At 67.4% G+C, this 26,868-nt stretch carries 28 protein-coding genes; 14 read left to right on the top strand and 14 right to left on the bottom strand.

The annotated features are described in order from the left end of the window. The first annotated feature begins 197 nt into the window (after positions 1 to 197). The 3 genes from pbpC to ASC92_RS02375 all read left to right on the top strand — a co-directional run bounded on the left by pbpC (position 198) and on the right by ASC92_RS02375 (position 4,564). Positions 198 to 2,450, top strand: a complete 2,253-nt coding sequence (gene pbpC, locus ASC92_RS02385) for a penicillin-binding protein 1C (protein ID WP_056509943.1) — start codon at positions 198 to 200, stop codon at positions 2,448 to 2,450. Between the two features lie 123 nt (positions 2,451 to 2,573). After that, the gene (locus ASC92_RS02380; protein ID WP_321164574.1) at positions 2,574 to 3,275 is read left to right on the top strand and encodes a FadR/GntR family transcriptional regulator; all 702 of its coding nucleotides are present in this window, start codon (positions 2,574 to 2,576) and stop codon (positions 3,273 to 3,275) included. Further along, positions 3,272 to 4,564, top strand: a complete 1,293-nt coding sequence (locus ASC92_RS02375) for a CynX/NimT family MFS transporter (RefSeq protein WP_056509939.1) — start codon at positions 3,272 to 3,274, stop codon at positions 4,562 to 4,564. The genes ASC92_RS02380 and ASC92_RS02375 overlap by 4 nt, the downstream gene beginning before the upstream one ends. Positions 4,565 to 4,570: 6 nt before the next feature. On the opposite strand, the gene ASC92_RS02370 is transcribed toward ASC92_RS02375, so the two are convergent. Further along, the gene (locus ASC92_RS02370) at positions 4,571 to 5,341 is read right to left on the bottom strand and encodes a hypothetical protein (protein ID WP_056509937.1); all 771 of its coding nucleotides are present in this window, start codon (positions 5,339 to 5,341) and stop codon (positions 4,571 to 4,573) included. Between the two features lie 75 nt (positions 5,342 to 5,416). Between ASC92_RS02370 and ASC92_RS02365 the strand changes: the two genes are divergently transcribed. From ASC92_RS02365 to ASC92_RS02355, 3 genes are all read left to right on the top strand, one after another. Beyond that, positions 5,417 to 6,049 carry an ATP-binding cassette domain-containing protein gene (locus tag ASC92_RS02365; protein ID WP_056509934.1) on the top strand — a complete coding sequence of 211 codons (633 nt, stop codon included), beginning with the start codon at positions 5,417 to 5,419 and terminating at the stop codon, positions 6,047 to 6,049. A gap of 159 nt (positions 6,050 to 6,208) precedes the next feature. Beyond that, on the top strand, positions 6,209 to 8,446 hold the full coding sequence (locus ASC92_RS02360) for an NADP-dependent isocitrate dehydrogenase (RefSeq protein ID WP_056509932.1): 2,238 nt from the start codon (positions 6,209 to 6,211) through the stop codon (positions 8,444 to 8,446). Between the two features lie 23 nt (positions 8,447 to 8,469). Continuing rightward, on the top strand, positions 8,470 to 8,817 hold the full coding sequence (locus ASC92_RS02355; RefSeq protein ID WP_056509929.1) for a DUF1161 domain-containing protein: 348 nt from the start codon (positions 8,470 to 8,472) through the stop codon (positions 8,815 to 8,817). Between the two features lie 52 nt (positions 8,818 to 8,869). On the opposite strand, the gene ASC92_RS02350 is transcribed toward ASC92_RS02355, so the two are convergent. After that, on the bottom strand, positions 8,870 to 9,415 hold the full coding sequence (locus ASC92_RS02350; RefSeq protein WP_056509928.1) for a nucleoside 2-deoxyribosyltransferase: 546 nt from the start codon (positions 9,413 to 9,415) through the stop codon (positions 8,870 to 8,872). 86 nt (positions 9,416 to 9,501) lie between these two features. Between ASC92_RS02350 and ASC92_RS02345 the strand changes: the two genes are divergently transcribed. Together ASC92_RS02345 and ASC92_RS02340 are read left to right on the top strand one after the other, a co-directional pair. Beyond that, positions 9,502 to 10,089 carry a nucleotidyltransferase family protein gene (locus tag ASC92_RS02345; RefSeq protein WP_200935931.1) on the top strand — a complete coding sequence of 196 codons (588 nt, stop codon included), beginning with the start codon at positions 9,502 to 9,504 and terminating at the stop codon, positions 10,087 to 10,089. A gap of 152 nt (positions 10,090 to 10,241) precedes the next feature. Beyond that, positions 10,242 to 11,000, top strand: coding sequence for an SDR family oxidoreductase (locus ASC92_RS02340; RefSeq protein ID WP_056509926.1), 759 nt, complete (start codon positions 10,242 to 10,244; stop codon positions 10,998 to 11,000). On the opposite strand, the gene cynS is transcribed toward ASC92_RS02340, so the two are convergent. Together cynS and ASC92_RS02330 are read right to left on the bottom strand one after the other, a co-directional pair. Beyond that, positions 10,994 to 11,437 (bottom strand): cyanase, encoded by a 444-nt coding sequence (gene cynS, locus ASC92_RS02335; protein WP_056509924.1) that lies wholly within the window; start codon positions 11,435 to 11,437, stop codon positions 10,994 to 10,996. The two genes, ASC92_RS02340 and cynS, sit on opposite strands and share 7 nt — an antisense overlap. Positions 11,438 to 11,610: 173 nt before the next feature. Next, the gene (locus ASC92_RS02330) at positions 11,611 to 12,033 is read right to left on the bottom strand and encodes a DUF1348 family protein (protein ID WP_056509922.1); all 423 of its coding nucleotides are present in this window, start codon (positions 12,031 to 12,033) and stop codon (positions 11,611 to 11,613) included. 85 nt (positions 12,034 to 12,118) lie between these two features. On the opposite strand from ASC92_RS02330, the gene ASC92_RS02325 reads away from it, so the two are divergent. The 3 genes from ASC92_RS02325 to ASC92_RS02315 all read left to right on the top strand — a co-directional run bounded on the left by ASC92_RS02325 (position 12,119) and on the right by ASC92_RS02315 (position 14,937). Beyond that, positions 12,119 to 12,727, top strand: a complete 609-nt coding sequence (locus ASC92_RS02325) for a TetR/AcrR family transcriptional regulator (protein WP_056509920.1) — start codon at positions 12,119 to 12,121, stop codon at positions 12,725 to 12,727. 49 nt (positions 12,728 to 12,776) lie between these two features. Then, positions 12,777 to 13,661, top strand: a complete 885-nt coding sequence (locus tag ASC92_RS02320) for a LysR substrate-binding domain-containing protein (RefSeq protein ID WP_056509918.1) — start codon at positions 12,777 to 12,779, stop codon at positions 13,659 to 13,661. Positions 13,662 to 13,779: 118 nt separating this feature from the next. Beyond that, complete coding sequence (locus ASC92_RS02315; RefSeq protein ID WP_056509916.1) at positions 13,780 to 14,937, top strand: alpha-hydroxy acid oxidase; 1,158 nt, start codon at positions 13,780 to 13,782, stop codon at positions 14,935 to 14,937. A gap of 84 nt (positions 14,938 to 15,021) precedes the next feature. Here the strand turns inward: ASC92_RS02315 and ASC92_RS02310 are convergent, their stop codons facing one another. The 8 genes from ASC92_RS02310 to ASC92_RS02275 form a co-directional block, all read right to left on the bottom strand. Then, a complete protein-coding gene (locus ASC92_RS02310) occupies positions 15,022 to 15,462 on the bottom strand; it encodes a helix-turn-helix domain-containing protein (protein WP_056509914.1) in 441 nt (146 codons plus the stop codon). Positions 15,463 to 15,539: 77 nt separating this feature from the next. Beyond that, the gene (locus tag ASC92_RS02305; protein WP_056509912.1) at positions 15,540 to 15,869 is read right to left on the bottom strand and encodes an L-rhamnose mutarotase; all 330 of its coding nucleotides are present in this window, start codon (positions 15,867 to 15,869) and stop codon (positions 15,540 to 15,542) included. Between the two features lie 29 nt (positions 15,870 to 15,898). Beyond that, positions 15,899 to 16,675 (bottom strand): SDR family oxidoreductase, encoded by a 777-nt coding sequence (locus tag ASC92_RS02300; protein ID WP_056509910.1) that lies wholly within the window; start codon positions 16,673 to 16,675, stop codon positions 15,899 to 15,901. Positions 16,676 to 16,703: 28 nt separating this feature from the next. Then, positions 16,704 to 17,981 carry an L-fuconate dehydratase gene (locus ASC92_RS02295; protein ID WP_056509908.1) on the bottom strand — a complete coding sequence of 426 codons (1,278 nt, stop codon included), beginning with the start codon at positions 17,979 to 17,981 and terminating at the stop codon, positions 16,704 to 16,706. 21 nt (positions 17,982 to 18,002) lie between these two features. Beyond that, on the bottom strand, positions 18,003 to 18,956 hold the full coding sequence (locus tag ASC92_RS02290) for an ABC transporter substrate-binding protein (protein WP_056509906.1): 954 nt from the start codon (positions 18,954 to 18,956) through the stop codon (positions 18,003 to 18,005). 35 nt (positions 18,957 to 18,991) lie between these two features. Then, positions 18,992 to 20,029, bottom strand: a complete 1,038-nt coding sequence (locus ASC92_RS02285) for an ABC transporter permease (RefSeq protein WP_056509904.1) — start codon at positions 20,027 to 20,029, stop codon at positions 18,992 to 18,994. Positions 20,030 to 20,045: 16 nt separating this feature from the next. After that, positions 20,046 to 21,560, bottom strand: coding sequence for a sugar ABC transporter ATP-binding protein (locus tag ASC92_RS02280; RefSeq protein ID WP_056509902.1), 1,515 nt, complete (start codon positions 21,558 to 21,560; stop codon positions 20,046 to 20,048). Continuing rightward, positions 21,557 to 22,444 (bottom strand): amidohydrolase family protein, encoded by an 888-nt coding sequence (locus ASC92_RS02275; protein WP_056509900.1) that lies wholly within the window; start codon positions 22,442 to 22,444, stop codon positions 21,557 to 21,559. Before ASC92_RS02275 ends, ASC92_RS02280 begins: the two co-directional genes overlap by 4 nt. Before the next feature lie 187 nt (positions 22,445 to 22,631). On the opposite strand from ASC92_RS02275, the gene ASC92_RS02270 reads away from it, so the two are divergent. After that, a complete protein-coding gene (locus ASC92_RS02270; RefSeq protein WP_056509897.1) occupies positions 22,632 to 23,414 on the top strand; it encodes an IclR family transcriptional regulator in 783 nt (260 codons plus the stop codon). On the opposite strand, the gene ASC92_RS02265 is transcribed toward ASC92_RS02270, so the two are convergent. Continuing rightward, positions 23,415 to 23,840: a helix-turn-helix domain-containing protein gene (locus ASC92_RS02265; RefSeq protein ID WP_056509895.1), complete on the bottom strand. Its 426-nt coding sequence runs from the start codon at positions 23,838 to 23,840 to the stop codon at positions 23,415 to 23,417. A gap of 89 nt (positions 23,841 to 23,929) precedes the next feature. Between ASC92_RS02265 and ASC92_RS02260 the strand changes: the two genes are divergently transcribed. Then, on the top strand, positions 23,930 to 24,787 hold the full coding sequence (locus ASC92_RS02260) for a class I SAM-dependent methyltransferase (RefSeq protein WP_056509893.1): 858 nt from the start codon (positions 23,930 to 23,932) through the stop codon (positions 24,785 to 24,787). Between the two features lie 3 nt (positions 24,788 to 24,790). On the opposite strand, the gene ASC92_RS02255 is transcribed toward ASC92_RS02260, so the two are convergent. Then, positions 24,791 to 25,804, bottom strand: a complete 1,014-nt coding sequence (locus ASC92_RS02255) for an SLAC1 anion channel family protein (protein WP_056509891.1) — start codon at positions 25,802 to 25,804, stop codon at positions 24,791 to 24,793. Between the two features lie 108 nt (positions 25,805 to 25,912). Between ASC92_RS02255 and ASC92_RS02250 the strand changes: the two genes are divergently transcribed. Beyond that, positions 25,913 to 26,866 (top strand): GlxA family transcriptional regulator, encoded by a 954-nt coding sequence (locus ASC92_RS02250; protein WP_056509890.1) that lies wholly within the window; start codon positions 25,913 to 25,915, stop codon positions 26,864 to 26,866. Positions 26,867 to 26,868 lie beyond the last annotated feature (2 nt).

Below are 26,868 nucleotides of genomic sequence, written 5' to 3'. Positions count from 1 at the left end.
CCACGCCGGTACGCATCGGATTTCTCCAGTGAAGCGCTTGCGTGAAGTTCGTTACCGGATGTGGAACATGGCTTGAACTTTGGGCCGAAGTTTTCATGCCCGCAAGGCGGCAAGCCGCCCGTCGCGGAGTAGGCGCCGTTCCCGTGGTGCATCGCAGAGAATGTCGGCGCCCACGCTTCCGGACACCGACCTTTTCGATGCAGCCCGCGACCCTCTTCCTTCCTATCCGCAAGGCCCTCGCCGCTGCCCTGCTGGCGGCGGCCTGCGCCCATCCGGCCTGGGCCCTTGTGAGCTTCGAGGAAGTGAAGCGCGACTTCCGCTCGTCCGACACCGCCGTGCTCGACCGCAACGGCGAACCGCTGCAGCGCGTGCGCACCGATCCCACCGTGCGGCGCGGCCAGTGGACCGCACTGGCCGACGTGTCGCCCGCGCTGCGCACGGCCATGGTGCTGAGCGAGGACAAGCGCTTCTACGAACACAGCGGCATCGATTGGCGCGCGGTCTCGGCCGCGGCCTGGGGCAACGTCTGGAACACGCGAACGCGCGGCGCCTCGACCATCACGATGCAGCTGTCGGGCCTGCTCGACGACGACCTGCGCCGCGCCTCTGGCGGACGCAGCTTCACGCAGAAGATCGGCCAGACAGTGGCGGCCGCGCAGCTGGAGCGCAACTGGCGCAAGGACCAGATCCTCGAGGCCTACCTCAACACCGTGCCGTTCCGCGGCGAGATCGTGGGCATCGACGCGCTCTCGCGCACGCTGTTCGGCAAGGCGCCGAGCGGGCTCGATGCGCGCGAGGCCGCCGTGGCCTCGGCGCTGGTGCGCGCGCCGAATGCAAAGCCTGCCGTGGTGGCGCAGCGCGCCTGCGAGGTGCTGCGCGCGATGGAGCCGCAGCAGAAGGTCGACTGCGAAGCGCTCGACATGTTCACGAGCGCAGCGGTGCAGCGGCGCGCCTTCGAGACGAACGAAGGGATCGCGCCGCATGCGGCGCGGCGCGCGCTGCGCGAGATTCGGGATGCGAATGCGGGGGCAGCCCCCACCCCGGCCCTCCCCCAGAGGGGGAGGGAGAAAGACAGCAAGGAAACCGGTGTGCGCACCACCCTGCGCGCGCCGCTGCAGCGCTTTGCCCTGGACACGCTGCAGCGCCACCTGCGCGAACTGCGCGAGCGCCACGTGGAAGACGGCGCGCTCGTGGTGCTCGACAACGCGACCGGCGAGGTGCTTGCCTGGGTCGGCTCCTCCGGCCCGCTGAGCCAGGCAGCCGAGGTCGATGGCGTCACCGCCCTGCGGCAGCCCGGCTCCACGCTCAAACCGCTGCTCTACGGCCAGGCGATAGCCGAGCGGCGCATCACCGCGGCCTCGCTGATCGAGGACTCGTCGGCGCAGATCAGCACGGCCAGCGGCCTCTACATTCCGCAGAACTACGACCGCCGCTTCAAGGGCCCGGTGTCGGCGCGCACCGCGCTGGCCGCCTCGCTCAACGTGCCGGCCGTGCGCACGCTGGTGATGGTGTCGCCCGAAGCCTTCGCGCGCGAGCTGCGCGCCGCCGGGCTGCCGCTGCGAGAGAGCGGCGACTACTACGGCTACAGCCTCGCGCTCGGCAGCGCCGAGGTGTCGCTGCTGTCGCTCACCAACGCCTACCGCATGCTGGCCAACGGCGGGCGCTACGGCCCGACGACGCTGACCGTGCGGCCCCCCGTCCCGGCCGAAAGATCGAAGCCGCCGCTGCTCGACCCGCGCGCCGCCTTCATCGTCGGCGACATCCTCTCCGACCCCAACGCGCGCACGCGCACCTTCGGCCTCGACAGCATTCTTTCCACCCGCTTCTGGACCGCCGTGAAGACCGGCACCAGCAAGGACATGCGCGACAACTGGGCCGTGGGCTGGTCGCAGCGCTACACGGTGGGCGTGTGGGTGGGCAACGCCAGCGGCGAATCGATGTGGGACGTGAGCGGCACCAGCGGCGCCGCGCCGGTGTGGGCCGAGGTGATGCGCTTCCTGCACACGCGCGAGCCGAGCCGTGCGCCCGCGCCGCCACCCGGGCTCGTCGAGGCGCGCGTGAGCTTCGGCAACGGCGCCGACGGCAACCCGCTCGAAGCGGCACGCAGCGAATGGTTCCTGCAGGGCACCGAGCAGCCGCTGTTCGCGCTCGATACCGGCATGGCGGCCGACGCCGCCTCGGCGCGCATCACCGCGCCGGCCGACGGCACCATCATCGCGCTCGACCCCGACATTCCGCCGCAGCGCCAGCGGGTGCGCTTCGACTCCGAAGGCCGCGGCGTGCAGTGGCGCATCGACGGCAAGCCCTTCGCGCGCGGCAACAGCGTGCAGTGGTTTCCCTGGCCGGGGCGTCACCTGATCGAGCTGGTGGACGCTGGCGGCAAGGTGGTCGACCAGCGCCGGCTCGAAGTGCGCGGCGCCGGCGTGGTGACGAAAAGCGCGCGCCGGTAAAACCATGGACGGCGCGCTTCGTGGCACGAAGAGAGGGCCGGCGCTTGGTAAAGATGCTGCCGGGCCAACCACCACATGTACAGTCCGGGCTTTGTTTGGCGGCAAAATTCGTCCAATCATTGAATGACCCAGGTCCTCCCGATGCTTGCCCAAGCCCCCCGAACCTCTCTGGCGGACACCGCCGCCGACAGCATCCGCGCCGAAATCTCCGCCGGCCGCTGGGCCGTGGGCTCCCGCATCCCCATCGAGCCTCAGCTTGCGCAATTGCTGGGCGTGAGCCGCGGCACGGTGCGCGAGGCGGTCAAGACGCTGGTGTCGCGCGGGCTGCTCGAAGTGCGGCAAGGCTCCGGCACCTATGTTCGTTCGGGCTTCGACCCCTCGTCCAGCCTGCAGAAGCTGCGCCTGGCCAGCCTGCGTGACCAGTTCGAAGTGCGCCGCGCGCTCGAGGTGGAAGCCGCCCGGCTCGCCGCGGTGCGCCACACCTCGCGCGACCTGCGCCGCCTGCACACCCTGCTCGACAGGCGCGGCGTGCCCGACACCAGCGACAACGGCGCGGGCTTCATCGAGCGCGACCTCGCCTTCCACCTCGCCATCGTTGACGTGTCGGGCAACCTCGCACTGGCCGAAACCTGCCGCTTCATCACTGGCTACATCAAGGAAACGATCGCGAGTTCGATGGGCGGCACCAGCCTGCCCGAGCCCGACGATGCCGCACACCGCACGATCGTCGAAGGCATTGCCAGCCGCGACCCCGACGTGGCCGCCGCGGCGGTGCGCGCCTTCATGGCGCCGATGATCAACGCGCTGGCGCTGGGCACGCGATGAGCTCGCTCACGCTGGCTTCCCGCAGCAGCACCGCCGACGACCTGCTGATCGACGCCGAAGTCGACAGCCAGCCCGCCCCGCGCCCCACGCCCGCACCCACCCTCGCGCGCCGCATCCTGCTCGCCGCCAGCGTGGTGCTGATCGCCTTCAACCTGCGCCCGGTGTTCGCCAGCCTCTCGGTGGTGCTGCCGGAGATCATCAAGGCCACCGGGCTCTCGGCCACCGCCGCGAGCCTGCTGACCACACTGCCGATCGTTTGCCTCGGCGTGTTCGCGCCGCTCGCGCCCGGCCTCGGCCGTCGCTTCGGCACCGAGCGCACGCTGCTCGCGTGCATGGTGCTGATCCTGGCCGGCACGGTGCTGCGCGGCACCGGCAGCATCCCGCTGCTGTTCCTGGCCTCGGCCATCGCGGGCAGCGGCATCGCGGTGTCGAACGTGCTGCTGTCGGGCCTCGTGAAGCGCGACTTCGCGAACCAGGCCGCGCTGATGATGGGCCTCTACACCATGGCCGTGTGCGGCGGCGCGGCCAGCGCCGCGGGCCTGACGGTGCCCATCGAGCACGCGCTGGGCGGCGGCTGGACCATGGCGCTCGCGATGTGGGCGCTGCCGGCCGCGCTGGTCACGCTGATCTGGGCGCCGCAGGCGCTGCCGCTGAAGCCGGTGGCGAGCGAATCGGGCTTCACGGTGCGCGGGCTGTGGCGCGACAGGCTGGCGTGGCAGGTCACCTTCTTCATGGGCCTGCAGTCCGCCCTCGCCTACATCGTGATGGGCTGGCTCGCGCCGATATTGCGCGAGCGCGGGCTCGGCAGCGAAACAGCCGGCTACGTGGTGTCGCTGTCGGTCATGACGCAGGTGGTGACCTGCCTCGTGGTGCCCGCGCTGGCGGTGAAGCTGCGCAACCAGCGCGGCCTGGCCGTGGCGCTGTCGATGCTCACGGTGGGCGCGATGCTGGCGATGCTGTTCGCGCCGCTCGGCGGCGTGGGCGGGGTATGGGCCTGGGCCGTGCTGCTGGGCATTTCACAAGGCGGCACCTTCGCGCTGGCGCTCACGATGATCGTGCTGCGCTCGCCCGACTCGCACGTGGCCGCGCACCTCTCGGGCATGGCGCAGGGCGTGGGCTACATGGTGGCCGCCTTCGGTCCGCTGGTGGCCGGGCTGCTGCACGGCTGGACGGGGAGCTTTCGCGCCTCTTCGTGGCTGTTCATCGGGCTGGGCATCGCGCTCGTGGCCGCGGGGCTGGGCGCGGGCCGCACGATGCATGTGGGCGCGACGACCGTGCCCAGTCGCTGAACGGCCTTATTGCGGGCCGCCGCAGAAATCCGCGCGCTCGGTGGTCTTCGCGGTGAAGCGGATGCGCGTGGTGGTCGCGGCGCTCTGCGGCTCGTTCTGCGGCCATTCGCTCTGCAGCCATGTGTATTGCCACTCGTAGGGCGCGCCCGGCTTCGCAGGCTCGCCATAGGCGATGCGCAGGCTGCCATTGCTCTCGTCGTGGCAGTGCTTCGAGGTCTTGTATTCCTTCTCGCTGAAGCAGGCGCGGATCATCTTGAAGCACGAGAACGGAATGCCGTCGTGCACGGCCTTGCCGCCTTCGAGCGGCACGAAGTCGGCGGTGTCGAAGGAGGCGCCGCCGCCGGAATACATCTCCGACACGGTCTGCAGCACGGCCACGGCCCACTTGCCATCGGCCAGTGGATAGAGCGCGGGCGCCAGCGACAGCCGCGTGTCGGGCCGCTCGGCGCCGTTGTTGTCCTTTTTCAGGGACTGCGCGTAGTCCGAGAAATCATGGAGACGGTCGAGCTGCCAGCCCGTCGCGTTCGTGCTGCGTTTGATGCGCGCCATGGCCATCGGCTCGGCCGACAGCACCACGTAGTCGCCGGGCGCGGCGCCGCGCGGACGGTACAGGCCGAGCTGCTGCACGTCGCAGGGTTGCGGCAGCAGGGCGCACAGGCGGGCACGCCATTGCGCATCGAGCGATTCGGGTTTCTTCACGGCATCGAACACCTGCGCTGAGGGCGCGGCGAACACGGGGGCGGCGAACGACAGGGCGAGCAGCAGCAGCTTTTTCATGGAGCCGAATGGTAGCCATGGCCCGGGGGGCTGGGCGGGTTTCGTACGAGTCGCTTGATAAAGTCGGGCACGACCATGAACCCTTCCCTTCCCCTCCTCCAGATCGATGCGCTGCGCTTTGCCTATCCCGACCAGCCTGCATTGGTGTCGAACTGGCACGCGACCATCGGCCCGGGCGTCACGCTGCTGTATGGCGACACCGGCACCGGCAAGTCGGCACTGCTGCAGGTGATGGCGGGCGCGCTGCCCGCCGCCGGCCGGCTGGCGGTGGCGGGGGTAAGCCTCGACGCCGCACCCGAGGCCTACCGCCGCCATGTGTTCTTCGTCGACCCCGTGACCGACCGGTTCGACCAGCTCACCGCGCGCGAATGCACCGCCTCGCTCGCCGAGGGCGACACGGGCTTCAGCGAAGCGAAGTGGCAGGCCATCGCCGACGGCTTCGCGCTGGCCCCGCACCTCGACAAGAAGATGTTCATGCTCTCGACCGGCTCGAAGCGCAAGGTGTGGATGGCTGCCGGCCTCGCATCGGGCCGGGCACTCGTCCTGCTCGACGAACCGACGGCCGGGCTCGACATGCCCTCGACGCGATGCCTTTGGAGCACGCTTTCTGCCTTCGCGGCACAGCAGGAGCAGGCGATCGTCGTGGCCAGCGCGGCGCGCATCGACACGGTGCCGCTGGCGGCCACCATCGAACTGCCGCTCGGCTGAGACTCTGCCCCGGCAACTGAAAACGCCCGCAAAAAGGGGCATCGCCCCCCCGCCGGCCGAACCCTTCCCTGTCCGGCGACAATCGGGGATTCCGTCGAAAAAGCCTTTCGCCGGAAGTTCCAGCCAACCCGACAACCCAGGATCTACGGAAGCAAGCGCATGAGCTCGAAGCAACCCACCATCGTCTACACCCTCACCGACGAGGCGCCCCTGCTGGCGACCTACGCGTTTCTGCCCATCATCCGCGCCTTCACCAACCCGGCCGGCATCAACGTCGCCACCAGCGACATCTCCGTGGCGGCCCGCATCCTGGGTGAGTTCCCCGAGCTGCTGAGCGACGACCAGAAAGTGCCGGACAACCTCGCCGAACTGGGCAAGCTCACGCTCCGGGCCGACGCCAACATCATCAAGCTGCCCAACATCAGCGCCTCGGTGTCGCAGCTCAAGGCGGCCATCAAGGAACTGCAGGGCAAGGGCTACAAGATCCCCGACTACCCCGAGAACCCGACCACGGACGAGGACAAGGACATCCGCGCGCGCTACAACAAGTGCACCGGCAGCGCCGTGAACCCGGTGCTGCGCGAGGGCAATTCCGACCGCCGCGCGCCCAATGCCGTGAAGGAATACGCGCGCAAGAACCCGCACAGCATGGCCGACTGGAGCCAGGCCTCGCGCTCGCACGTCTCGCACATGCACGGCGGCGACTTCTATCACGGCGAGAAGTCCATGACCCTGGACCGCGCGCGCAACGTGAAGATGGAACTTATCGCCAAGAGCGGCAAGACCATCGTGCTCAAGCCCAAGATCGCGCTGCTGGACCGCGAGGTCATCGACTCCATGTTCATGAGCAAGAAGGCGCTGCTGGCCTTCTATGAAAAGGAAATCGAGGACGCGCGCAAGACCGGCGTGATGTTCTCGCTGCACGTCAAGGCCACCATGATGAAGGTCTCGCACCCCATCGTGTTCGGCCACTGCGTGAAGATCTTCTACAAGGAAGCCTTCGAGAAACACGGCAAGCTGTTCGACGAGCTCGGCATCAACGTCAACAACGGCATGGTCGATCTCTACACCAAGATCGCCACGCTGCCCCAGAGCACGCAGGACGAGATCAAGCGCGACCTGCACGCCTGCCACGAGAACCGTCCCGAGCTGGCCATGGTCGACTCGGCCAAGGGCATCACCAACTTCCACTCGCCCAACGACGTCATCGTGGACGCCTCCATGCCCGCGATGATCCGCAACGGCGGCAAGATGTGGGGTGCCGACGGCCGCCTGAAGGACGTCAAGGCCGTGATGCCCGAATCGACCTTCGCCCGCATCTACCAGGAGATCATCAACTTCTGCAAGTGGCACGGCGCCTTCGATCCCAAGACCATGGGCACGGTGCCCAACGTGGGCCTCATGGCCCAGAAGGCCGAGGAATACGGCTCGCACGACAAGACCTTCGAGATTCCGGAGGACGGCGTCGCCAACATCACCGACCTGGACACGGGCGAAGTGCTGATGAGCGAGGACGTGGAACAAGGCGACATCTGGCGCATGTGCCAGGTCAAGGACGCCGCGATCCGCGACTGGGTGAAGCTGGCCGTCACCCGTGCGCGCAACTCGGGCATGCCGGTGGTGTTCTGGCTGGACGCCTACCGCCCGCACGAGGCGCAGCTGATCACCAAGGTCAAGATGTACCTGCACGAGCACAACACCTCGGGCCTGGACATCCAGATCATGAGCCAGGTGCGCGCCATGCGCTACACGCTGGAGCGCGTCGTGCGCGGCCTGGACACCATCAGTGCCACCGGCAACATCCTGCGCGACTACCTGACCGACCTGTTCCCTATCATGGAGCTGGGCACCTCGGCCAAGATGCTGTCGATCGTGCCGTTGATGGCGGGCGGCGGCCTGTACGAGACCGGCGCGGGCGGCTCGGCCCCCAAGCACGTGCAGCAGCTGGTGGAAGAAAACCACCTGCGCTGGGACTCGCTGGGCGAATTCCTCGCGCTGGCCGTGAGCCTGGAAGACCTGGGCCTGAAGACCGGCAACAAGAAAGCCGCCATCCTGGCCAAGACGCTGGACACCGCCACCGGCAAGCTGCTGGACAACAACAAGAACCCGTCGCCCAAGACAGGCCAGCTCGACAACCGCGGCAGCCAGTTCTACCTGGCCATGTACTGGGCGCAGGAACTGGCCGCACAGACGGAAGACAAGGAACTGCAGGCCCAGTTCGTGAAGCTGGCCGGCACGCTCGCCAGCAACGAGCAGAAGATCGTCGACGAACTCGCCGCCGTGCAGGGCAAGCCCGCGGACATCGGCGGCTACTACCTGGCGGACCCCGCCAAGTTCGAAGCCGTGATGCGCCCGAGCGCCACGCTCAACGCGGCGCTGGCGTCGGCCCAGGGCTGACGGGCATCGAGCGGGTGGCAGCCATGAAGCCTTGGCTCACGATGCTCCCCGCCGCGCTGGCCCTGCTGGCTGGCGCGGCTGCGGCTCAGGGGGCCGAGGACTGCGAGGCCCTGCGCACCCGCATCGAATCGAAGATCGCCGCGGCCGGCGTGGCGCGCTTCACCGTCACCGTCGTCGATGCCAATGCGTCGGCAAACGGGCAGGTGGTGGGCAGCTGCGAACTCGGCAGCAAGAAGATCGTTTACCTGAAGGACGTCGGGCCCGGTCCCGCGTCCGGCTCAGGCTCGGCCCCGGCACCCACGCCGGGCGAGCCGATGCTCACCGAGTGCAAAGACGGCACCGTGTCCGTCGGCGGCGACTGCAGGAAGTAGCCGTCCGCCGGACAGACGCCTCACAGATGAGCCAGAAGTCCCCGCGGTGCCCCTATTGCGGGTCTGCGGTGGCAAGCAACGCAGCCATTCTTTGCAGTGCCGCTTCCGGCGTCGGCTCGATGTGGATCGAGCAGGCCAGCATCAGGTTCAATTGCTGGCCGAAGTCTTCGACGGCGATGCCGGTGCCATGCTCGCGCAGCACGCCGCCCGAATCCTTCTCGCACGACAATGCCGCCCGCGCGCGGTCCGCATAGCTCCCCTCGGGCACCCCGTAGGCCACCACCGGAATCCCGAGCGCGACCGCCGCGCCCACCTCGAACACCGTGCCGGAGTCGGGCTCCAGCCCCCTGAAGCAGGCGAGGTTGGCGACGACACCATCGGCGCTGCGAAGGCGCTGCATGTTGGCCTTGTAGATCTGCATTTCCGGAGCTTCGGGTGCAGGCTCCTCGTTGCCGTCGGCCGGCAGCAGTGCGCAGAGGCCGAGTGCTTCGCAGGCCGCGGCGAGCCGAACGAAATGGCCTCTCGCGTCCGGACGAAAGACGTCCGGTCCCGCGAGGTAGATCTGCGGGCGCCTCGAGGGATCGGGGTTGTTGTCCATCGGCCGAGCATCCTCGCTTTTTGGGTTCGGCTCAAGATGCACCAACAACTGGCGCGCACGCCGCGGTGAGCTACAGTCGCCGGCCCATGCATCGCACCTCTTCACCTGGCCACGCGCAGCGCCTCATCGAACTGGTGCGCGGCGCCCCCTATCTCATGGCCGCCTTGGCGGCGGTGCGCGAGCTGGACCTCGGCGCGTGGTGCATCGGTGCGGGGGCAGTGCGCAGCCTGGTCTGGGATTCGCTTCACGGATTCAGCGAGCCCACGGCCCTGGAAGACATTGACGTCGTGTACTTCGATGCCAACGAGCCGCCGCGGCTCGGCGAGGCCGCCCTGCAGAAACAGCTGTCGATGCGGATGCCGGCGCATCGCTGGGAAGTGACCAACCAGGCGCATGTGCATCACTGGTTCCGGGAAAGCCTTGGACAGGCCGTGGCGCCGCTGTCCTCGCTGGAGGAAGGCATTTCGACATGGCCGGAGTTCGCGACCTGCGTCGGTGTGTCCCTGGCTGCCGACGACTCGATCCGCGTGCTGGCGCCGCACGGCCTGGAAGATCTGTTCGGGCTGCGCGTTCGGCACAACCCCGCGCGCGCGGATGCCGCGACGTACCGGCAGCGCGTGGAGCAGAAGCAGTTCGCGCGACGCTGGCCCAAGGTCGAGATCCTCGCGGCCTGACCGAGCGCCCCCACGTTTTGCAGGATCAGGCAAAAACCGAGTTCGATTCGGATACCGCCTCGGGGCCCTCGGACGCGAAACTTCTCTTCATGCCCGGTGCACCCTCTTCTGTGTGCGCCCCACGGCAACCGACCAGCACGAGGAGTTTCATCATGAGCGCAATCCAGGAAAAAGTCGTTCTCATCACCGGCGCGAGCAGCGGCATCGGCGAAGCAACCGCGCGGCTGCTCGCGCGGCGCGGCGCCAAGGTGGTGCTGGGCGCGCGCCGTACCGACCGGCTTGCGGCGCTGGTGGCCGAGATCGAGGCCACGGGCGGCACGGCGAGCTTCCAGCGGCTCGACGTGACGCACCGGCCCGACATGGAAGCCTTCGCCGAGTTCGCCCTCGAGACGCACGAGCAGATCGACGTGCTCGTCAACGCCGCGGGCGTGATGCCGATGTCGCCGCTGTGGAACCGCAAGATCGAGGAGTGGGAGCTCATGATCGACGTGAACCTGCGCGGCGTGCTGCTCGGCATCGCGGCCGTGCTGCCGACGATGCAGGAGCAAGGCTGGGGCCACATCGTGAACGTCGCGCCCGTGGCGATGCAGGGCCTGTCGCCGAGTTCGGCCGTGTACCACGGCACGCAGTACGCGGTGAACGCGGTCTCCGAGGGTCTGCGGCAGGAGCATGCCGGCCGCCTGCATGTGACGGTGGTGAGCCCCGATGTGAACGGCCCTGGCGACCCGCTGGCCGAGCGCATCGCCGCCACGTACACCCGGGAGCGCATGCGCACCAACCGGCGCATCGCGGTGCCCGTGGATGCGGTGGCCCGCTCGATCGCCGGGGCCATCGAGGGCTACGGCATCGCGGCCCGCACGATGCGGCCGGCAGGCGCGCAGAGGCCGCACCCTGCGGTGTACGTTCAGTAGGTCTTGTAAGGCAGGAACTTGCCCGACAGCACCACGTTGACGCGGTCGCCCTTGGGATCGGCCTGGCGCTGGATGTCCATGCTGAAGTCGATGGCGCTCATGATGCCGTCGCCGAATTCCTCGTGGATCAGTTCCTTGATGGTGGTGCCGTACACGCTCACCACCTCGTACCAGCGGTAGATGAGCGGGTCGGTCGGCACGGGCGTGGGCAGCGAGCCCTTGTAGGGCACCACCTGCAGCCACTTCTGCTCTTCCGGCGTGAGGCCGAAGATCTTGCCGACGACCTTGGCCTGCTTCTCGTCGAGTGTCATCTGGCCGAGGCAGGCGGCGGTTGTCCACTCTTTCGAGAGGCCGACCTTCCTGGCCACGTCGGCCCACTGGATGCCCTTGCTTACCTTGACGGTGATGATTTTTTCTGTGACGTCGTTGCGGTTCATGCGGTCTCCTGTTGAAAGGGCTCGGGCAAGCAACAGGCGTGCCGGGATCTTGCTCCCTCCCCTTCCGGGGGAGGGTTGGGGTGGGGGCAGCGGCCTCAGAGAAAGCATGGCGCCTGTTCGAAGGCCTGCCCCCATCCCAACCTTCCCCCGGAGGGGGAAGGAGCAAGGCACGGTCAACGTGCCCAGTGGAACTTGCGCTCCGACTCCGCAATGGTCTGATCGTTGATGCTCGCAAAGCGCCGCTGCATCAGCCCGTTCTCCGCGAACTCCCAGTTCTCGTTGCCATGGCTGCGATACCACTGGCCCGCGGCGTCGTGCCATTCGTACTCGAAGCGCACCGCGATACGGTTGTCCGTGAAGGCCCACAGCTGCTTCTTCAGCCGATAGTCCAGTTCGCGCGCCCACTTGCGCGACAGGAACTCCACCACCTGCTCGCGGCCGTTGACGAATTCAGCGCGGTTGCGCCACTCGGTGTCGGGCGTGTAGGCCAGACTCACGCGCACGGGGTCGCGCGAGTTCCAGGCGTCTTCGGCGGCCTGGACTTTCTTCGTCGCGGTTTCGAGGGTGAAGGGCGGCAGCGGTGGGCGGGATTCCATGGAGGTCTCTCAGTACTGTGATGAAGGAAATGCGCCGCAATGTGCCACATGTAGACAGACCTGTCTACATGCCTACAATCGCGCCATGGACATCTCCGCACCGCCCGCGCGCGAGCGCATCCTGCTCACCGCGCACGACCTCTTCTACGCAGACGGCATCCGCGCCACCGGCATCGACCGCGTCATTGCCGCCTCGGGCGTCACCAAGGTTACCTTCTACCGGCACTTCCCGTCGAAGGACGACCTGGTGCGCGCCTTTCTCGACCACCGGCACGGCCTGTGGATGGCGTGGTTCGTCGATGCGCTAGGCCGCCGCGGGGCGCAGCGGCGCATCGGCGACGGTCAGGCACTGGAGATGCTGGCCGACGTCATGGCCGAGTGGTTCGCCGACCCGGTGTTCCGCGGCTGCGCGTTCATCAACTCGGTGGTGGAGGTGGGCACGAGCGTGGCGGGCGCCAGCGACATCGCGCGCGGGCACAAGCGCGAGATGGTCGAGGTGATCGCCGGCCTGCTGCCGGAAGCGCTTGGAGGGCCGCGGCGCATGGCCATCGCCCAGGCAGCGGCGCTGGGTGTCGATGGCGCCATCGTCAAGGCGCAGATGGGCGATGCGGCGGTGGCGCGCGAAGCAGTCGGCGACCTGCGCCGGCTGCTTCAGGCGCTGGGCGATTCGATCACTTCGCGACCATCGCCGTGAAGCCGGAAGCGTTCGCTACCATCCAACCCGCTCCCTTCGCCCACAAAAGATGGTTTCTCCGCGTCTCCCCTCGACCCAGGGCCTGCAGGCCTTCGAGGCCGTCGCTCGCCTGCGCAGCGTGAACCTCGCCGCCGAAGAACTCAGCGTGACGCCCAGCGCGGTGAGCCACCGCATCCGCCAGCTCGAACTGCTGCTGGGCCTCAAGTTCTTCGTGGGCAGCGACTTCGGCCTCAGCGCCGACGGCATGGCCTACCTGGCGCGCGTGCGCGAGGCCATTGCAGCGCTGCAGCAGGTGCCCGGCCGCGAGCCCGAGTCGCAGGTGCGGCGGCTGCGCGTGGCGGTCACGCCGACCTTCTCGCGCCAGATGCTGCTGCCGCGGCTCGCACGGTTTCGCGATGCGTATCCGAACATCGAACTGATGCTGCAGGTGACCACGCCGGTGCGCAACACCACGGTCGAGGAGGCCGACATCGAGCTGCGCTTCGGCACCGGGCCCTTTCACGACCGCGAATTTTTCCAGCTGCTGGCCGACGAGGTCTCGCCGGTGTGCAGCCCCGCCTACCTGAAGCGCCACGGCCCCTTCGACGGCTTTGCCACCGACGCCGAGGTGTCGCGCGCACAACTGCTGCGCACGCCGCTGGAGTCGTGGCGCACGTGGTTCAAGGCCTGCGGCGTGGGCCTGCCCGAGCCGGCCACGGGCCACCAGTTCAACGACCTGGGGCTGGCGCTCGACGCAGCGGCCGAAGACTTCGGCGTGGTGCTGATGCACCTGCGGCTGGGCAGCGCATGGCTGGACAGCGGGCGGCTCGTGCGGCTGTCGCCGCGCAGCGTGCCCTCGCCCAACGCCTACTTCCTGTGCTGGCGGCCCGGCGCGATGGAGCGCCGGGAATGCGCGACCTTCGTCGAATGGCTGCGCGAGGCGCTGCGCGAATGAACTGAATTATTTTCAGTTGCGGAGCCGGCTTTTTTCAGATGGCGTGTCGAGGCGACTGAAGATAATGGCCGGTTCGCCCCCGTCCACCCGCCCACAAGAACCGTTCAGGAGACAGCCCGTGTCCGACCTTTCCAAGATCACCAGCATCGAAGACCTGCGGGTGATCGCCAAGCGGCGCGTGCCGAAGATGTTCTACGACTACGCCGACTCCGGCGCCTGGACCGAGGGCACCTACCGCGCCAACGAGAGCGACTTCCAGAGGATCAAGCTGCGCCAGCGCGTGGCCGTGAACATGGAGGGTCGCTCCACCCGCAGCACCATGATCGGCGAAGAGGTGGCCATGCCCGTGGCCATCGCGCCCACCGGCCTCACCGGCATGCAGCACGCCGACGGCGAGATCCTCGGCGCGCGCGCGGCCAAGGCCTTCGGCATTCCGTTCACGCTGTCGACGATGAGCATCTGCTCGCTCGAGGACATCGCAGAGAACACCGGCCGGCATCCGTTCTGGTTCCAGCTCTACGTGATGAAGGACCGCGACTTCATCGAGCGCCTGATCGAACGCGCCCGCGCCGCCAACGTGTCGGCGCTGCAGCTCACGCTCGACCTGCAGATCCTCGGCCAGCGCCACAAGGACATCAAGAACGGCCTGACCGCGCCGCCCAAGCCCACCATCAAGAACCTGATCGACCTCGCAACCAAGCCGCGCTGGTGCATGGGCATGCTGGGCACCAAGCGCCGCACCTTCGGCAACATCGCGGGCCATGCCAAGGGCGTGAAAGACCTGTCGTCGCTGTCGTCGTGGACCGCCGAGCAGTTCGACCCGGCGCTGAGCTGGGCGGACGTCGAGTGGATCAAGAAGCTCTGGGGCGGCAAGCTGGTCCTCAAGGGCATCATGGACGTGGAAGACGCGCGCCTCGCGGCGAGCAGTGGCGCCGATGCCCTCATCGTGTCGAACCACGGCGGCCGCCAGCTCGACGGCGCGCCTTCGTCCATCGCCGCGCTGCCGGCCATCGTCGAGGCCGTGGGCAGCGAGATCGAGGTGTGGATGGACGGCGGCATCCGCAGCGGACAGGACGTGCTCAAGGCCCGCGCGCTGGGCGCCCGCGGCACCATGGTCGGCCGCAGCTTCCTGTACGGCCTTGGCGCCTACGGGCAGGAAGGCGTGATGCGCGCGCTGCAGATCATCCACAAGGAGCTCGACATCACGATGGCCTTCTGTGGCCGCACGAACATCGACGAGGTCGATTCGAGCATCCTGCTGCCGGGCACTTTCTGAGCCCCCGGCAATGATTACACCTGCTGCCCCTGAAGCTTAGCCGGTGACCGCGAACTGCCGAGCTCCGAAGAAGGGGCCCGGCAGCTATTTGGATTCCAGCCGCTGCGCCACTTCCTGCCGTCCCATCCCGCGCACGGCAGCCAGGCTCTCCAGCTGCGCAGCCCTCGGGCGGGCCTTGCCCTGTTCCCAGTGGTAGATGGTCTGGCCGGACACACCCACCAGCTGTCCATAAGACGCGGCGGAAATACCCAGCTTCGTGCGATGCGCAGCCAACCGGCCAGCGCTGAACCTGCGCTTAGGCTCGCCTTCGCCCGCTTCTTCGGGCTCGCTTGCACGTGCACTGCGGGCGGTGCCCTTGGCAACGTTGCGCAATTCCTTTTCCAGCGCAATCACCTGCCGGCGCAGCGCGGCAATGGCGGACCGGTGTTGGACGGATGCCTTCTTGAGGGTTTCGATTTCCGCGCGGACTTCCTTGCGGGCGACGCGGGAGATTTCGGATTTAAGGATGGATGCAATATTTGGCATGGCGGCATTGTGCCGACCAAATGTAAACAACGGGAAAGATTATTAATTTCGGAGGAATCCAAACTTGAATCTTTTGATTACAGCGAGAAGATCCTGGCCATCTCCGTCCACTTTTCTCCTTCGGGAGTCCAGGGCGTGGGCGCCTGGAATTTCCACATCAATTCTTCCCATTCCCTGATCTTTGGATTGTTCTGCGTGGCAAGCGCCATGGTCCGGGCGTCGTAGCGCGCATCGTCCGTTTCCATCGACATCACCATCCGCGTGCCGAGCCGGTAGATCTCCATTCCCGTTACGCCGTGCGCATGCAGATGCGCTCGCACCTCTGGCCAGATGTCGCGGTGATAAGCCTCGTATTCGGCGATCAATGCAGGATCGTCTTTCAAATCGAGAGCCAGGAAATGGCGCATCGGTCGCTCCAGTCAAATCAGGAAATAGATCAGGTCAGTGCCCGGTCCAGGTGCGTATACCCGCCATCCACGAACACCCACTGCCCGGTGGTATGCGAGGCCCGCTCCGACAGCAGGAACACGACGTTGTCTGCAATCTCCTGCGGCGTCGTCATGCGGCGGCCGAGCGGAATCTTGTCGGTGATCTCGGCGAGCTTTCGATCGGGTTCGTCGAATGCCGAAATCCACCGTTGATACAGCGGCGTCATCACCTCGGCCGGAATCACCGCGTTCACGCGAACCCCGTTTTCCAACAGCGAAGCGGCCCACTCGCGCGTGAGCGACAGCTGCGCGCCCTTGGCCGCCGTGTAGCCGCTCGTGTTGCCCTGCCCGGTCACCGCCGTCTTCGATGAGACGTTGACGATCGCGCCGCGGCTCGCCTTCAGGTGCGGCAGGCAATAGTGCGCCATCACGTAGCAGTGGACGAGGTTGCGTTCGAGTGAACCGACGAAGGCTTCGCGCCCCGCCTCCAGCCCCACGCTGTCGTTCACGCCCGCGTTGTTGACCAGGCCGTCGATGCGGCCGAACTCCGCGGCGGTGTCGGCAATGGCCTTGGCACAGGCGGCCTCTTCCATCAGCTCGAACTGGAAGAAGCGCGCGCGTGGCTGCAAGGCGCGCAATGCCTCCTCGAACGGTGCGTCGAGCGGATTCTTCCCGCAGATCACCGGCACCGCGCCCTCCTGCGCCAGCGTCATCGAAATGGCCGCGCCGATGCCGCTGCCACCACCTGTGACGATCACCACCTTGTCTTTCAGATTCAGGTCCATATTGCGCGGTGCCTTTCTTTTTTTCCGCTTACCCGCGGAAACGGTATTGCTCGAGCGACTGCGGCTTCATCGTGATCGAGAAGCCCGCGCCCTTTGGCGGCATGTATGCCGCGTTGCGGATCTCGCAGGGCTCGACGAAGTGCTCGTGCAAATGGTCCACGTACTCGACCACGCGGCCTTCGCGCGTGCCCGAGATGCAGAGGTAGTCGATCATCGACAGGTGCTGCACGTATTCGCACAGCCCCACGCCGCCGGCATGCGGGCACACCGGCAGCTTGTACTTCGCGGCCATCAGCATCACCGCGAGGATCTCGTTCACACCACCGAGCCGGCACGCGTCGATCTGCACCACGTCGATGCCGCCGCGCATGATGAACTGCTTGAACATGATGCGGTTCTGGCACATCTCGCCCGTGGCCACCTTCACCGGCGCGATGCCTTCGCGGATCTTGCGATGGCCTTCCACGTCGTCGGGGCTGGTGGGCTCCTCGATGAACCACGGCCTGGCAAACGCCAGCTGCCGCACCCAGTCGATGGCCTGGCCGACCTCCCAGACCTGGTTGGCGTCGATCATCAGGTGCCGCTCGGGCCCGAGCACCTCGCGCGCCACGCGCAGGCGGCGGATGTCGTCCTGCAGGTCGCGCCCCACCTTGAGCTTGATGTGGTTGAAGCCCGCATCGACCGCCTCCTGCGCGAGTTGCCGCAGCTTCTCGTCGGAGTAGCCGAGCCAGCCGGCCGAGGTGGTGTAGCAGGGGTAGCCCTCGGCCTTCAGCGTGGCGATGCGTTCGGCCTTGCCGACGGCGGCCTCGCGCAGCAGCGCCAGTGCTTCATCGGGCCCGATGCAGTCGGTGATGTAGCGGAAGTCGATGCAGCGCACAAGTTCCTCGGGGCTCATGTCGGCCACGAGCTGCCACACGGGCTTGCCTTCGGACTTGGCCCACAGGTCCCATATCGCATTGACCACGGCGCCGGTGGCCAGATGGATCGCGCCCTTGTCGGGACCGATCCATCGCAGCTGGCTGTCGGAAGTGACGTGGCGCCAGAAGCGCCCCATGTCCTCGGCCACCCACGCCAGGTCGAGCCCCACGACCAGATGGCGCATCGCCTCGATGGCCGCGCAGCAGATCTCGTTGCCGCGGCCGATGGTGAATGTGAGGCCGTGGCCTTCGAGCCCCGGCTGGTCGGTCTCGAGCACGACGTACGCCGCGGAGTAGTCCGGGTCGGGGTTCATCGCATCGGAGCCGTCCAGATGCTGCGAGGTCGGGAAGCGCACGTCGAGCACGCGCATGGAGCGAACGATGGTCATGGGGTCTTCGCGGGCAGGCGATCAGTCGTACAGCACCGAAGCGATCTTCGGGTCGGCGATGTTGGTCTTGTCGTACCAGTAGAAGCCCGTGTCGACCACCTTCGGGAGCTTCTCGCCCTTGATGGCCTTCACCGCCATCTCGACCGTCTTGTAGCCCATGCCCACGGGGTTCTGCGTGATGGCACCGGCCATGCTGCCGTCAAGAATCGCGTTCTTCTGCTGCTTGCCCGAGTCGTAGCCGATGATCACGACCTTGCCGTTACGCTTCATTTCCTTCACGCCATTGACCACGCCGATGGCGGAGCCTTCGTTGGCGCCGAAGATGCCCTTGATGTTGGGCGAAGCCTGCAGGATCGACTTGGTGATTTCGGTCGACTTCAGCTGGTCGCCACCACCGTACTGCACGCTCACGATCTTGATGTTCGGATAGGTCGACTTGATGCGGTTCACGAAGCCGTCGCGCCGGTCGACGCCGGTGCGGCTGGTCTGGTCGTGCACCACCAGCGCGACTTCGCCGCTCTTGCCGATCAGCTCGGCCATCTTGTCGGCGGCGAGCGCGGCGGCCGCCTTGTTGTCGGTGGTGGTGGTGGTCACGGGAATGTCGCTGTCCACGCCCGAGTCGAACGCCACCACCGGGATCTTCGCGGCCTGCGCCTTCTTCAGCAGCGGAATGGCGGCCTGGCTGTCGAGCGCGGCGAAGCCGATGGCCTGCGGCTTCTTGGCGAGCGCGGCCGAGAGCATGTCGATCTGCTTGTCGACCATGGCCTCGGTCTCGGGGCCTTCGAAGCTGACCTTCACCTTCAGGTCTTTGGCAGCCTGCTCCGCGCCCGACTTCACGGCCTGCCAGAACTGGTGCTGGAAGCCCTTGGACACGAGCGGGATGTAGATCTCCTGCGCCTGCTGTGCCTGTGCGAATCCCGACAGGCCGATGAGGGCTGCACCGAGCGTGGTTGCGACTGCTCTTCTCTGGATCATGCGAAGTCTCCTGTGGTTGTGGAAATCCGGGTGGGTCACTGCTTGCTGCTGCTGCGGCGGCGCAGGATGTCGGCGTACACGGCCAGGATGATGATCACGCCCGTGACCACCGTCTGCCATTCCTGCGCGACCGAGAGAATGCGCAGGCCGTTGGTCAGCACGCTCATGATGAAGGCGCCGATGATCGTGCCGACGATGGTGCCGGTGCCGCCGCTGAGCGAGGTGCCGCCGATGACCACGGCCGCAATCGCATCGAGCTCGTAGCCCTGCCCGAGCGCGGGCTGTGCGGAGTTCAGCCGCGAGGCGATCAGCAGCCCCGCGATGCCGCAGATGCCGCCACTCACCGTGTAGACCACGATCTTCCAGAAGTCGGTATTCACGCCCGACAGGCGCACCGCCTCCTCGTTGCTGCCGAGCGCGAAGGTGTAGCGCCCGAAGATGGTCTTGTTGAGCAGGATGCTCGCGGCGATCGCCACCACGAACAGGATCAGCACCGCATTCGGAATGGGCAGCGACGGAATGAAGTAGCCGATGAGCGAATCCTGCGAGATCGCCGGGAAGTCCGGCGTGTCGTTGAAGTAGATCGGCTTGGTGCCCGAGATCACGAGCGACAGGCCCTTGAGCAGCATCATCATGCCCAGCGTCGCGATGAAGGGCGGGATCTTGAGCTTGGCGATCAGCACGCCCGAGACGAAGCCGGCCAGCGCACCGAAGAAGATCGCGGCCGCGATGCCGAGCGCGAGCGGCATGCCCATGTAGGTGAGCACCACGCCGGCCATGACGGCGCAGAAGGTCATCAGCGTGCCCACCGAGAGGTCGATGCCCGCGGTGATGATGACGAAGGTGCAGGCGATGGCGAGCACGCCGTTCACGGCGGTCGACTGCAGGATGCTCACGAGGTTGTCGGTCTGCAGGAACTGCGGCGACGCGAAGCTGAAGAACACCATCAGCGCAATGAGGCTGGCGAAGGCCAGCAGCTTCTGCCGCGTGGCGGGCCGAAAGAGCCGCGCCTTCAGCGAGAAGCCCGGTGCATCGGTGGTCGTCGCGGCGGTGGTAGCGGTGGGGGTCGTCAAGGGTTGTCTCCAGTCGTCATGCGGTGGCGGCAGCTTCGCGCCGGGTGGCGAGCTGCATGATCTTTTCCTGCGAGGCTTCGCGCCCCCCAAGTTCGCCGGTGATGCGGCCTTCGCACATCACGAGCACGCGGTGGCTCACGCGCAATATCTCGGGCAACTCCGAAGAGATGATCACGATGGCCTTGCCCTGCGCGGCCAGCTCGTTGAGCAGGCGATAGATCTCGGCCTTGGCGCCCACGTCGATGCCGCGCGTGGGCTCGTCGAAGAACAGCACGCCGCAGTCGCGCAGCAGCCACTTGGCGATCACGATCTTCTGCTGGTTGCCGCCCGACAGCAGCCGCACCTGCTGGCGCACCGAGGGGGTCTTGATGCTGAGCTGCTTCACATAGCGCTCGCCGGCCGCCTCGATGGCGCCCTGGTCGATGAACAGGCCCATCGACAAGAACTTCTTCATGCTCGGCAGCGCGATGTTGGTCTCGACGTCCATGCCGGTGGCCAGGCCGAAGTGCTTGCGGTCTTCCGACAGGTAGCCGATGCCGTGAGCCACCGCGTCTTCGGGCGATTTGATGTGCACCTTCTTGCCGTGCACGAAAACCTCGCCTGCGTCGATGCGGTCGGCGCCGAACACGGCGCGCGCGAGTTCGGTGCGGCCCGCGCCCATGAGGCCCGCGAAGCCGAGGATCTCGCCGCGGCGCAGCACGAAGCTCGCGTTGCGCACCATCGTGCCGCGCGTGATGCCCCGCGCCTCGAGCACGATCTCGTTGCCCGCGGTGTCGGGAAAGTCGTTCTCCACCTCGGTGAGCTGGCGGCCCACCATCATCGCGATGAGCGAGTCCATCGGCGTTGCCGCCATCGGCACGGTGGCGATGTACTGGCCGTCGCGCATCACGGTCACGCGGTCGGCGATGCGCTTGAGTTCGTCCATCTTGTGCGAGATGTAGACGATGGCCACGCCCTGCGATTTGAGCTGGCCGATGATGCGGAACAGGTCGGCCACCTCTTCGTTGTTCAGCGCGGCGGTGGGCTCGTCCATGATGAGCACGCGCGAGTCGAAGGACAGCGCCTTGGCGATCTCCACCATCTGCTGCCTGGCCACGGTGAGCTCGCCGACGGGCGTGCGCGGGTCCAGGCGCAGGTTCATGCGCTCGAAGATGCGCTGCGTCTCGGCGCACATCGCTTCCTCGTCGATGAAGAGGCCCAGGCGCCCGCGCGGCTCGCGGCCGATGAAGATGTTCTGCGCGGCGCTCAGGTGGTTCATCAGGTTGAGCTCCTGATGGATGATGCCGATGCCCAGCGCCTGCGCGGCGCGCGGGCTCGCGATGTCCACGGGCTGGCCGTCGAGCAGCACTTCGCCCGAGTCCTTGCGGTAGACGCCCGCCAGCACCTTCATCAGCGTGGACTTGCCCGCGCCGTTCTCGCCCATGAGTGCATGCACCTCGCCGGGCAGCAGGTCGAACTGCGCCTTGTCGAGCGCGCGCACGCCGGCGAAGGACTTGCTCAGGTCGCGCAGGACGACGATGGGTTGCGTCATGTGTTTTCCCGATGCAATGGCAGGTTGTAGAAGCGCTGCGCGGTGCCGTGCCACACATGGGCCTGTTCGCCGGGCGCGAGGCTGCCGATGCAGGCCTCGCTGAGGGCGATCCAGCCCGCGTAGTCGCCGGCCAGCGTGAGCACGGGCCAGTCGCTGCCCCACATGAGGCGATCGGGGCCGAAGCATTCGAGCAGGTGCTCCCACAGCGGTCGCACGGCGTAGGTGAGGACATCCGCATCGCGGTGCATGGAGGGCGGCGCCTCGGTCCAGAGGCCGGAGAACTTGCAGCAGACCTGCGGCAGCGCGGCGATCTCTCGCATCTGACGGCGCCACGCAGCGATGACTTCGCCATCGGCGCTGCCCACGGGCGGCTTGGCCGCATGGTCGATCACCACCGGCAGTTGCGGCCATTCGCGCAGGAACTGCAGCAGCGGCGCCAGGTGCCGCGGCGTCACGAGCGCATCGAAGCGCAGGCCCAGGCGCACCATGGCCCGCAACACGTCGGGGTGCGGCGTGCGCGCGATCCAGTCGTCTTGGGGCAGGTCTTGCAGCATCGGCCGCACGCCCTTGAACTTGGGGTGCGCCGCCATTCGCTCGAGCGATGCGACGGACTCGGCCCGGCTCAGGTCGACCCAGCCGACGACGCCGCCAACCACGTCGTGCGCAGCGGCCAGTTCGAGCATGAAATCCGTTTCGGCTTCCGAGTCGGCCGCCTGCACCAGCACGGTCCGCCCGATGCCATGTGCTTGCAGCAGCGGCGCGAGATGCCCGGGCAGGAAGTCGCGCACCAGCGGCGCCAGCGCGGGCACGTCCGCACGCAGCCACGCGTAGTCGCCGCGCGCGGGCCGCCAGAAATGCTGATGCGAGTCGATGCGCTTGATCATGTGGGTCGCGGGCAGCAAGTGCACTGCCGGATGTCTTGCCTCTTCGTCCATTTGTGAACAGAGTATTTACAGACGAACTTTTGACGTCAAGCCCAGTTGATGGGTGCTTACCCGTAGAACTAAGCTTGCAAAAAGTCAGGTCTGCTGTTGAAATTCATAAGTGAACAAATCTATCCATCCAGACATCTTGAGAAAGCCGACCGAAGACCAGGACCGCTACCGCGCACCCGCGCTCGACAAGGGGCTGGACATCCTCGAACTGCTGGCGGACCAGCCCGAGGGCCTGACGCGCGGCGAGATCGTGAAAGCGCTGGACCGCGGCCCGAGCGAGATCTACCGCATGCTCGAACGGCTGGTGGCGCGGCAGTACGTGCTGCGTTCGCTCGCCGGCGACCGCTACAGCCTGAGCCTGAAGATGTTCGATCTGGCGCACCGCTACCCGCCAAGCCACCGTCTGGTCACGCAGGCGCTGCCGGTGATGGACCGCTACGTGAAGGAAGCCGAGCAGTCCTGCCACCTGGGCGTGTACGACCGGGGCAACGTGCAGATCGTGGCGCAGGTCAACAGCCCGGCCGCGAGCAGCATGACGGTGCGGCCCGGCACGCGCGTGAACCTGCTCGACACCGGTTCGGGCCAGGTGCTGCTGGCCTGCGAATCGGACGAGCGGCGCCGGCAGATGGTGGCCGAGCACGTGGCGCTCGACGGCGAGGTGCAGATTCCGCCCGACGAGCTGGAGCACATGCTGGAAGCCGTGCGCGCCACGGGCTACCGGCAGCGCGAGAGCCTGCAGTACTTCGGCGTGATCGACATCTCGTGTCCCATCTTCGGCCCGCACGGGCATGCGCTGGCGGTGCTCACCACGCCGTACATCCGGCGCATCGACCGCCACGCGATCCCGTCGCTGGACCGCGCGCGGGAGCTGATGCTGCAGGCGGCGCGCGACCTGTCGCTGATGGCAAACGCGGCCTGACTACTTCAAGGCCTTCTTTCTTCGCCCCCCGATAGCCCCGGACGCCGCAGCCCCGAGGATGCGGCGAAAGGTCGGGCATTCCATGTGGCTGGGCGCGCGGCACACGGCGGCGTGCCGCAGGCCGTCGCGCATGGCGCTCAGGCTGCGGATCGTGCGGTCCAGTTCGTCCGCCTTGGCCGTGAGCATCAGCCGGTCGATGCGCGGCTGCCCGTCGGCCCCGAACATGCGCGCGATCTCGTCCAGCGAAAAGCCGGCGGCGCGCCCCAGCGCGATCAGCGCAAGCCGCTCCAGCACGCCGGGATCGAACAAGCGGCGCAGGCCCTGCCTGCCCGTGGAGGCGATGAGGCCTTTTTCGTCGTAGTAGCGCAGTGTCGAGGCGGGCACGCCGGAGCGTTGCGCGACCTCGCCAATATCCAGATGCTTCATCGCCCTCCTATCACCCTCTTGACCTCAAGTCGACTTGAACTTGCATAGTGCGGTTTCCGCCTCCTGAAGGCAAGCAAAAGGAAACGACCATGGAAGCCACACAACCGCCCGGCGACGAACAGGCCAGACTCTGGAACGGCCTGGCCGGGCGCGCCTGGGTCGACGCGCAGGCCACGCTCGACCATCTGTTCCAGCCGCTCGAAGACCTGCTCGTCGAAGCGGCGTGCGCCAACCCCGCGAGCCGCGTGCTCGACGTTGGCTGCGGCACCGGCAGCACCACGCTCGCCATCGCGCGGCGGCACGGCAGCGAAGGCGGCTGTGTCGGCATCGACATCTCGGAGCCGATGATCGCCGCCGCCCGGATCCGCGCCGAACGCGAAGGCACGCCGGCACGCTTCATCTGCGCCAATGCGCAGACCCACGCGTTGGAGCCCGCGAGCTTCGACCGCATCATGTCGCGCTTCGGCGTCATGTTCTTCGACGACCCCGTGCAGGCCTTCGCGAACCTGCTGCGGGCCGCGAGAGAAGGCGCCGAGCTGCGGTTCATCGCCTGGCGCAGTGCGGCGGAGAACCCGTTCATGACGACCGCGGAGCGCGCCGCCGCGCCGCTGCTGCCGAACCTCCCTGCCCGCCGGCCGGACGCGCCAGGCCAGTTCGCCTTCGCGGACAGGCAGCGGGTCCAGGCGATCCTCGAAGAGAGCGGTTGGGCCGGCGTCGACATCCAGCCCATCGACGTGCCCTGCACGCTGCCCGAGACGGCGCTGCCCGTCTACCTGAGCCGGCTCGGTCCCGTCGGCCTCGCCCTCCAGCAGGCGGACGAGCGCACGCGCGCGCAGGTCATCGACACGGTGCGCGCCGCCTTCGAGCCCTATGTGCATGGCGACGAGGTCCGCCTGACTGCGGCCTGCTGGATGGTCGTTGCGCGCGGGGCGAACGCATCTGCCTGAGGCTCAGGCGAACAGCTTCCCGTTGAGCGCAAGCCGCACGGTCTTCACCGTGAGAACCGCCAGCGCCAGGTTGAGCACGACCAGCAGCGCCACGGCAATCACCCAGAGCGGCTCGCTCGCGCGCGACCCGGCGTACTTCAGCGCGGCGTTGGCGAGCGCGGCCACCGGGAAACCGATCGCCCACCAGCTCGGCGAGAACGTGGCGCCGCGACGGAACACCTTCGGCGCGACCACCGCGAACATGAAGAGGCCGAAGTAGAAGAGCAGCGAGGCAAAGCGGTCGATCTCGCCGACGATGTTGGTGTACGCGAGAAAGCCCACCGCAAAGGGCGCCACCAGGATCATCAGCGACGGTTCCATGGCGGGAGCGAGCGGGTCGCGATGCACCAGCCGGCCGATGATCATCGTGAAGAGCACGAGCGCCAGCACCGCGCCGATCGCGCTGGCGGCCAGATTGAGTTCAGGCGCCCATGCCATCGGCATGTGCGCGCCGGTGACGGGAATGTCGAGCGTGGCCACGCCCGGGAGGATCCAGGCCGGCACGGCGAGCGAGGCATCCACCTGCCCCTTCAGCAGCCTCGACAGGCCGACGAAGCTCAGCACCAGGGTCGCGAGCAGCCCCACGGTCCACGCGAGGTGCGCCAGGGGCGCGCTGTACGGCGCCACGACGGCCGACAGCAGCAGGATGGAAATCGCGATGGTGCCGAAGAAGTTGCCCGCGACGGGGTGAAGGAATTCCGCCTGCACCGCCTGCGGGTGCCTCACGAGCTTTGTCAGGTAGCCCACCGAGATGAGCACGAAGACGCCCAGCGCGAACGCCCCGACGGCCTCGCCGACGATGGCCGGCGCACCCAGGCTGTCGTGCGCGAGCCGCCATGCGAGGGCCAGTCCGGAAAGCCCCATCACCGAGGCGAACAGGTTGACCGGGAGGTTGCGCACGGAGGCTTCCGCACGCGGCGCAACCGGCGCGATCGATGAAATCACCGGGGAGGAAGGATTCAGAACCTGGTTTTGCATGTTGTCGTCCTTGGCTGAATTTGCATTAGTGTGTATTTTCCGCCAGACTCCAACCGTCGTTTCTGCCAACTCACGGCGTTTTCCGCCAATCCCGGGGCCTTGTCTGCCATGCGCGTCGCCATCCTCGCTTTTCCCCGTTTCCAGCTGCTCGACGTGGCCGGGCCTGCCGACGTCTTCGCCGAGGCATCGCAGCAGCTGGGCGACCGGCGCGCCTATCACGTCCAGGTGATAGCCACCGGCGAAGGCATGCTCAAGAGCAGCGGCGGGCTGCGGCTGGGCGTCGATTCCACGGTGGCCACGCATCGCGGCGCCATCGACACCCTGCTCGTCGCGGGCAGCCCCCGCGTGGAGGACATGGCGACCGACACGCAGCTGCAGGACTGGCTGCGGCGCCAGGCGCGCACCGTGCGGCGCTACGGCTCGGTGTGCAGCGGCGCCTTCGTGCTGGCCGCCACCGGGCTGCTCGACGGCAAGCGCGTGGCCACCCACTGGAAGCTCGCCGGCCGACTCGCTTCGGACTACCCGCTCGCCACCGTCGAGTCGGATGCGATCTACGTGAGGGACGGCCAGCTCTTCACCTCCGCCGGGGTCACGGCCGGCATGGACCTCGCGCTGGCCATGGTGGAGGAAGACCACGGCCGCGACCTCGCGCTGAGCGTGGCGCGCCAGTTGGTGATGTTCCTCAAGCGGCCCGGCGGCCAAAGCCAGTTCAGCGCCCACCTGGCGGCACAGACCTCGGAGCGCTCCAGCATGCGCGAGGTGCAGGACCATGTGCTCGCAAACCTCAAGGACGACCTCTCCGTGCCGGCCCTCGCCTTGCGCGCCGGCATGAGCGAGCGGAACTTCGCGCGCATCTTCCGCGACGAAACCGGAACCACGCCGGCGGAGTTTGTCGAGAATGCGAGGATCGACGCCGCCCGCCGCATGGCCGAGGAATCAGACCTGCCGGCCAAGCGGCTGGCCGACGCGGTGGGCTATGCGAACGTGGACGGCTTCAGGCGCGCATTCGGCCGCCGCCTGGGCGTGAGCCTCGTGGAATACCGCAGGCGTTTCGCCAGCTGACG

Source organism: Variovorax sp. Root411, assembly GCF_001425205.1.
GTDB lineage: Bacteria > Pseudomonadota > Gammaproteobacteria > Burkholderiales > Burkholderiaceae_C > Variovorax.
Note: the sequence above shows the minus strand (reverse complement) of the source record. Positions and strands in the feature narration are given on the sequence as shown.

What these genes read in the sequence shown, in the direction of transcription:
- ASC92_RS02365 (WP_056509934.1), top strand. Translation starts at nt 5,417, where the DNA reads ATGAACCCTTCCCTTCCCCTCCTCCAGATCGATGCGCTGCGCTTTGCC.
- ASC92_RS02280 (WP_056509902.1), bottom strand. Translation starts at nt 21,560, where the DNA reads ATGACGCAACCCATCGTCGTCCTGCGCGACCTGAGCAAGTCCTTCGCC.
- ASC92_RS02260 (WP_056509893.1), top strand. Translation starts at nt 23,930, where the DNA reads ATGGAAGCCACACAACCGCCCGGCGACGAACAGGCCAGACTCTGGAAC.
- ASC92_RS02275 (WP_056509900.1), bottom strand. Translation starts at nt 22,444, where the DNA reads ATGATCAAGCGCATCGACTCGCATCAGCATTTCTGGCGGCCCGCGCGC.
- ASC92_RS02300 (WP_056509910.1), bottom strand. Translation starts at nt 16,675, where the DNA reads ATGGACCTGAATCTGAAAGACAAGGTGGTGATCGTCACAGGTGGTGGC.
- pbpC (WP_056509943.1), top strand. Translation starts at nt 198, where the DNA reads ATGCAGCCCGCGACCCTCTTCCTTCCTATCCGCAAGGCCCTCGCCGCT.
- ASC92_RS02310 (WP_056509914.1), bottom strand. Translation starts at nt 15,462, where the DNA reads ATGCCAAATATTGCATCCATCCTTAAATCCGAAATCTCCCGCGTCGCC.
- ASC92_RS02360 (WP_056509932.1), top strand. Translation starts at nt 6,209, where the DNA reads ATGAGCTCGAAGCAACCCACCATCGTCTACACCCTCACCGACGAGGCG.
- ASC92_RS02355 (WP_056509929.1), top strand. Translation starts at nt 8,470, where the DNA reads ATGAAGCCTTGGCTCACGATGCTCCCCGCCGCGCTGGCCCTGCTGGCT.
- cynS (WP_056509924.1), bottom strand. Translation starts at nt 11,437, where the DNA reads ATGAACCGCAACGACGTCACAGAAAAAATCATCACCGTCAAGGTAAGC.
- ASC92_RS02340 (WP_056509926.1), top strand. Translation starts at nt 10,242, where the DNA reads ATGAGCGCAATCCAGGAAAAAGTCGTTCTCATCACCGGCGCGAGCAGC.
- ASC92_RS02305 (WP_056509912.1), bottom strand. Translation starts at nt 15,869, where the DNA reads ATGCGCCATTTCCTGGCTCTCGATTTGAAAGACGATCCTGCATTGATC.
- ASC92_RS02330 (WP_056509922.1), bottom strand. Translation starts at nt 12,033, where the DNA reads ATGGAATCCCGCCCACCGCTGCCGCCCTTCACCCTCGAAACCGCGACG.
- ASC92_RS02350 (WP_056509928.1), bottom strand. Translation starts at nt 9,415, where the DNA reads ATGGACAACAACCCCGATCCCTCGAGGCGCCCGCAGATCTACCTCGCG.
- ASC92_RS02375 (WP_056509939.1), top strand. Translation starts at nt 3,272, where the DNA reads ATGAGCTCGCTCACGCTGGCTTCCCGCAGCAGCACCGCCGACGACCTG.
- ASC92_RS02255 (WP_056509891.1), bottom strand. Translation starts at nt 25,804, where the DNA reads ATGCAAAACCAGGTTCTGAATCCTTCCTCCCCGGTGATTTCATCGATC.
- ASC92_RS02295 (WP_056509908.1), bottom strand. Translation starts at nt 17,981, where the DNA reads ATGACCATCGTTCGCTCCATGCGCGTGCTCGACGTGCGCTTCCCGACC.
- ASC92_RS02370 (WP_056509937.1), bottom strand. Translation starts at nt 5,341, where the DNA reads ATGAAAAAGCTGCTGCTGCTCGCCCTGTCGTTCGCCGCCCCCGTGTTC.
- ASC92_RS02265 (WP_056509895.1), bottom strand. Translation starts at nt 23,840, where the DNA reads ATGAAGCATCTGGATATTGGCGAGGTCGCGCAACGCTCCGGCGTGCCC.
- ASC92_RS02380 (WP_321164574.1), top strand. Translation starts at nt 2,574, where the DNA reads ATGACCCAGGTCCTCCCGATGCTTGCCCAAGCCCCCCGAACCTCTCTG.
- ASC92_RS02345 (WP_200935931.1), top strand. Translation starts at nt 9,502, where the DNA reads ATGCATCGCACCTCTTCACCTGGCCACGCGCAGCGCCTCATCGAACTG.
- ASC92_RS02250 (WP_056509890.1), top strand. Translation starts at nt 25,913, where the DNA reads ATGCGCGTCGCCATCCTCGCTTTTCCCCGTTTCCAGCTGCTCGACGTG.
- ASC92_RS02290 (WP_056509906.1), bottom strand. Translation starts at nt 18,956, where the DNA reads ATGATCCAGAGAAGAGCAGTCGCAACCACGCTCGGTGCAGCCCTCATC.
- ASC92_RS02320 (WP_056509918.1), top strand. Translation starts at nt 12,777, where the DNA reads ATGGTTTCTCCGCGTCTCCCCTCGACCCAGGGCCTGCAGGCCTTCGAG.
- ASC92_RS02325 (WP_056509920.1), top strand. Translation starts at nt 12,119, where the DNA reads ATGGACATCTCCGCACCGCCCGCGCGCGAGCGCATCCTGCTCACCGCG.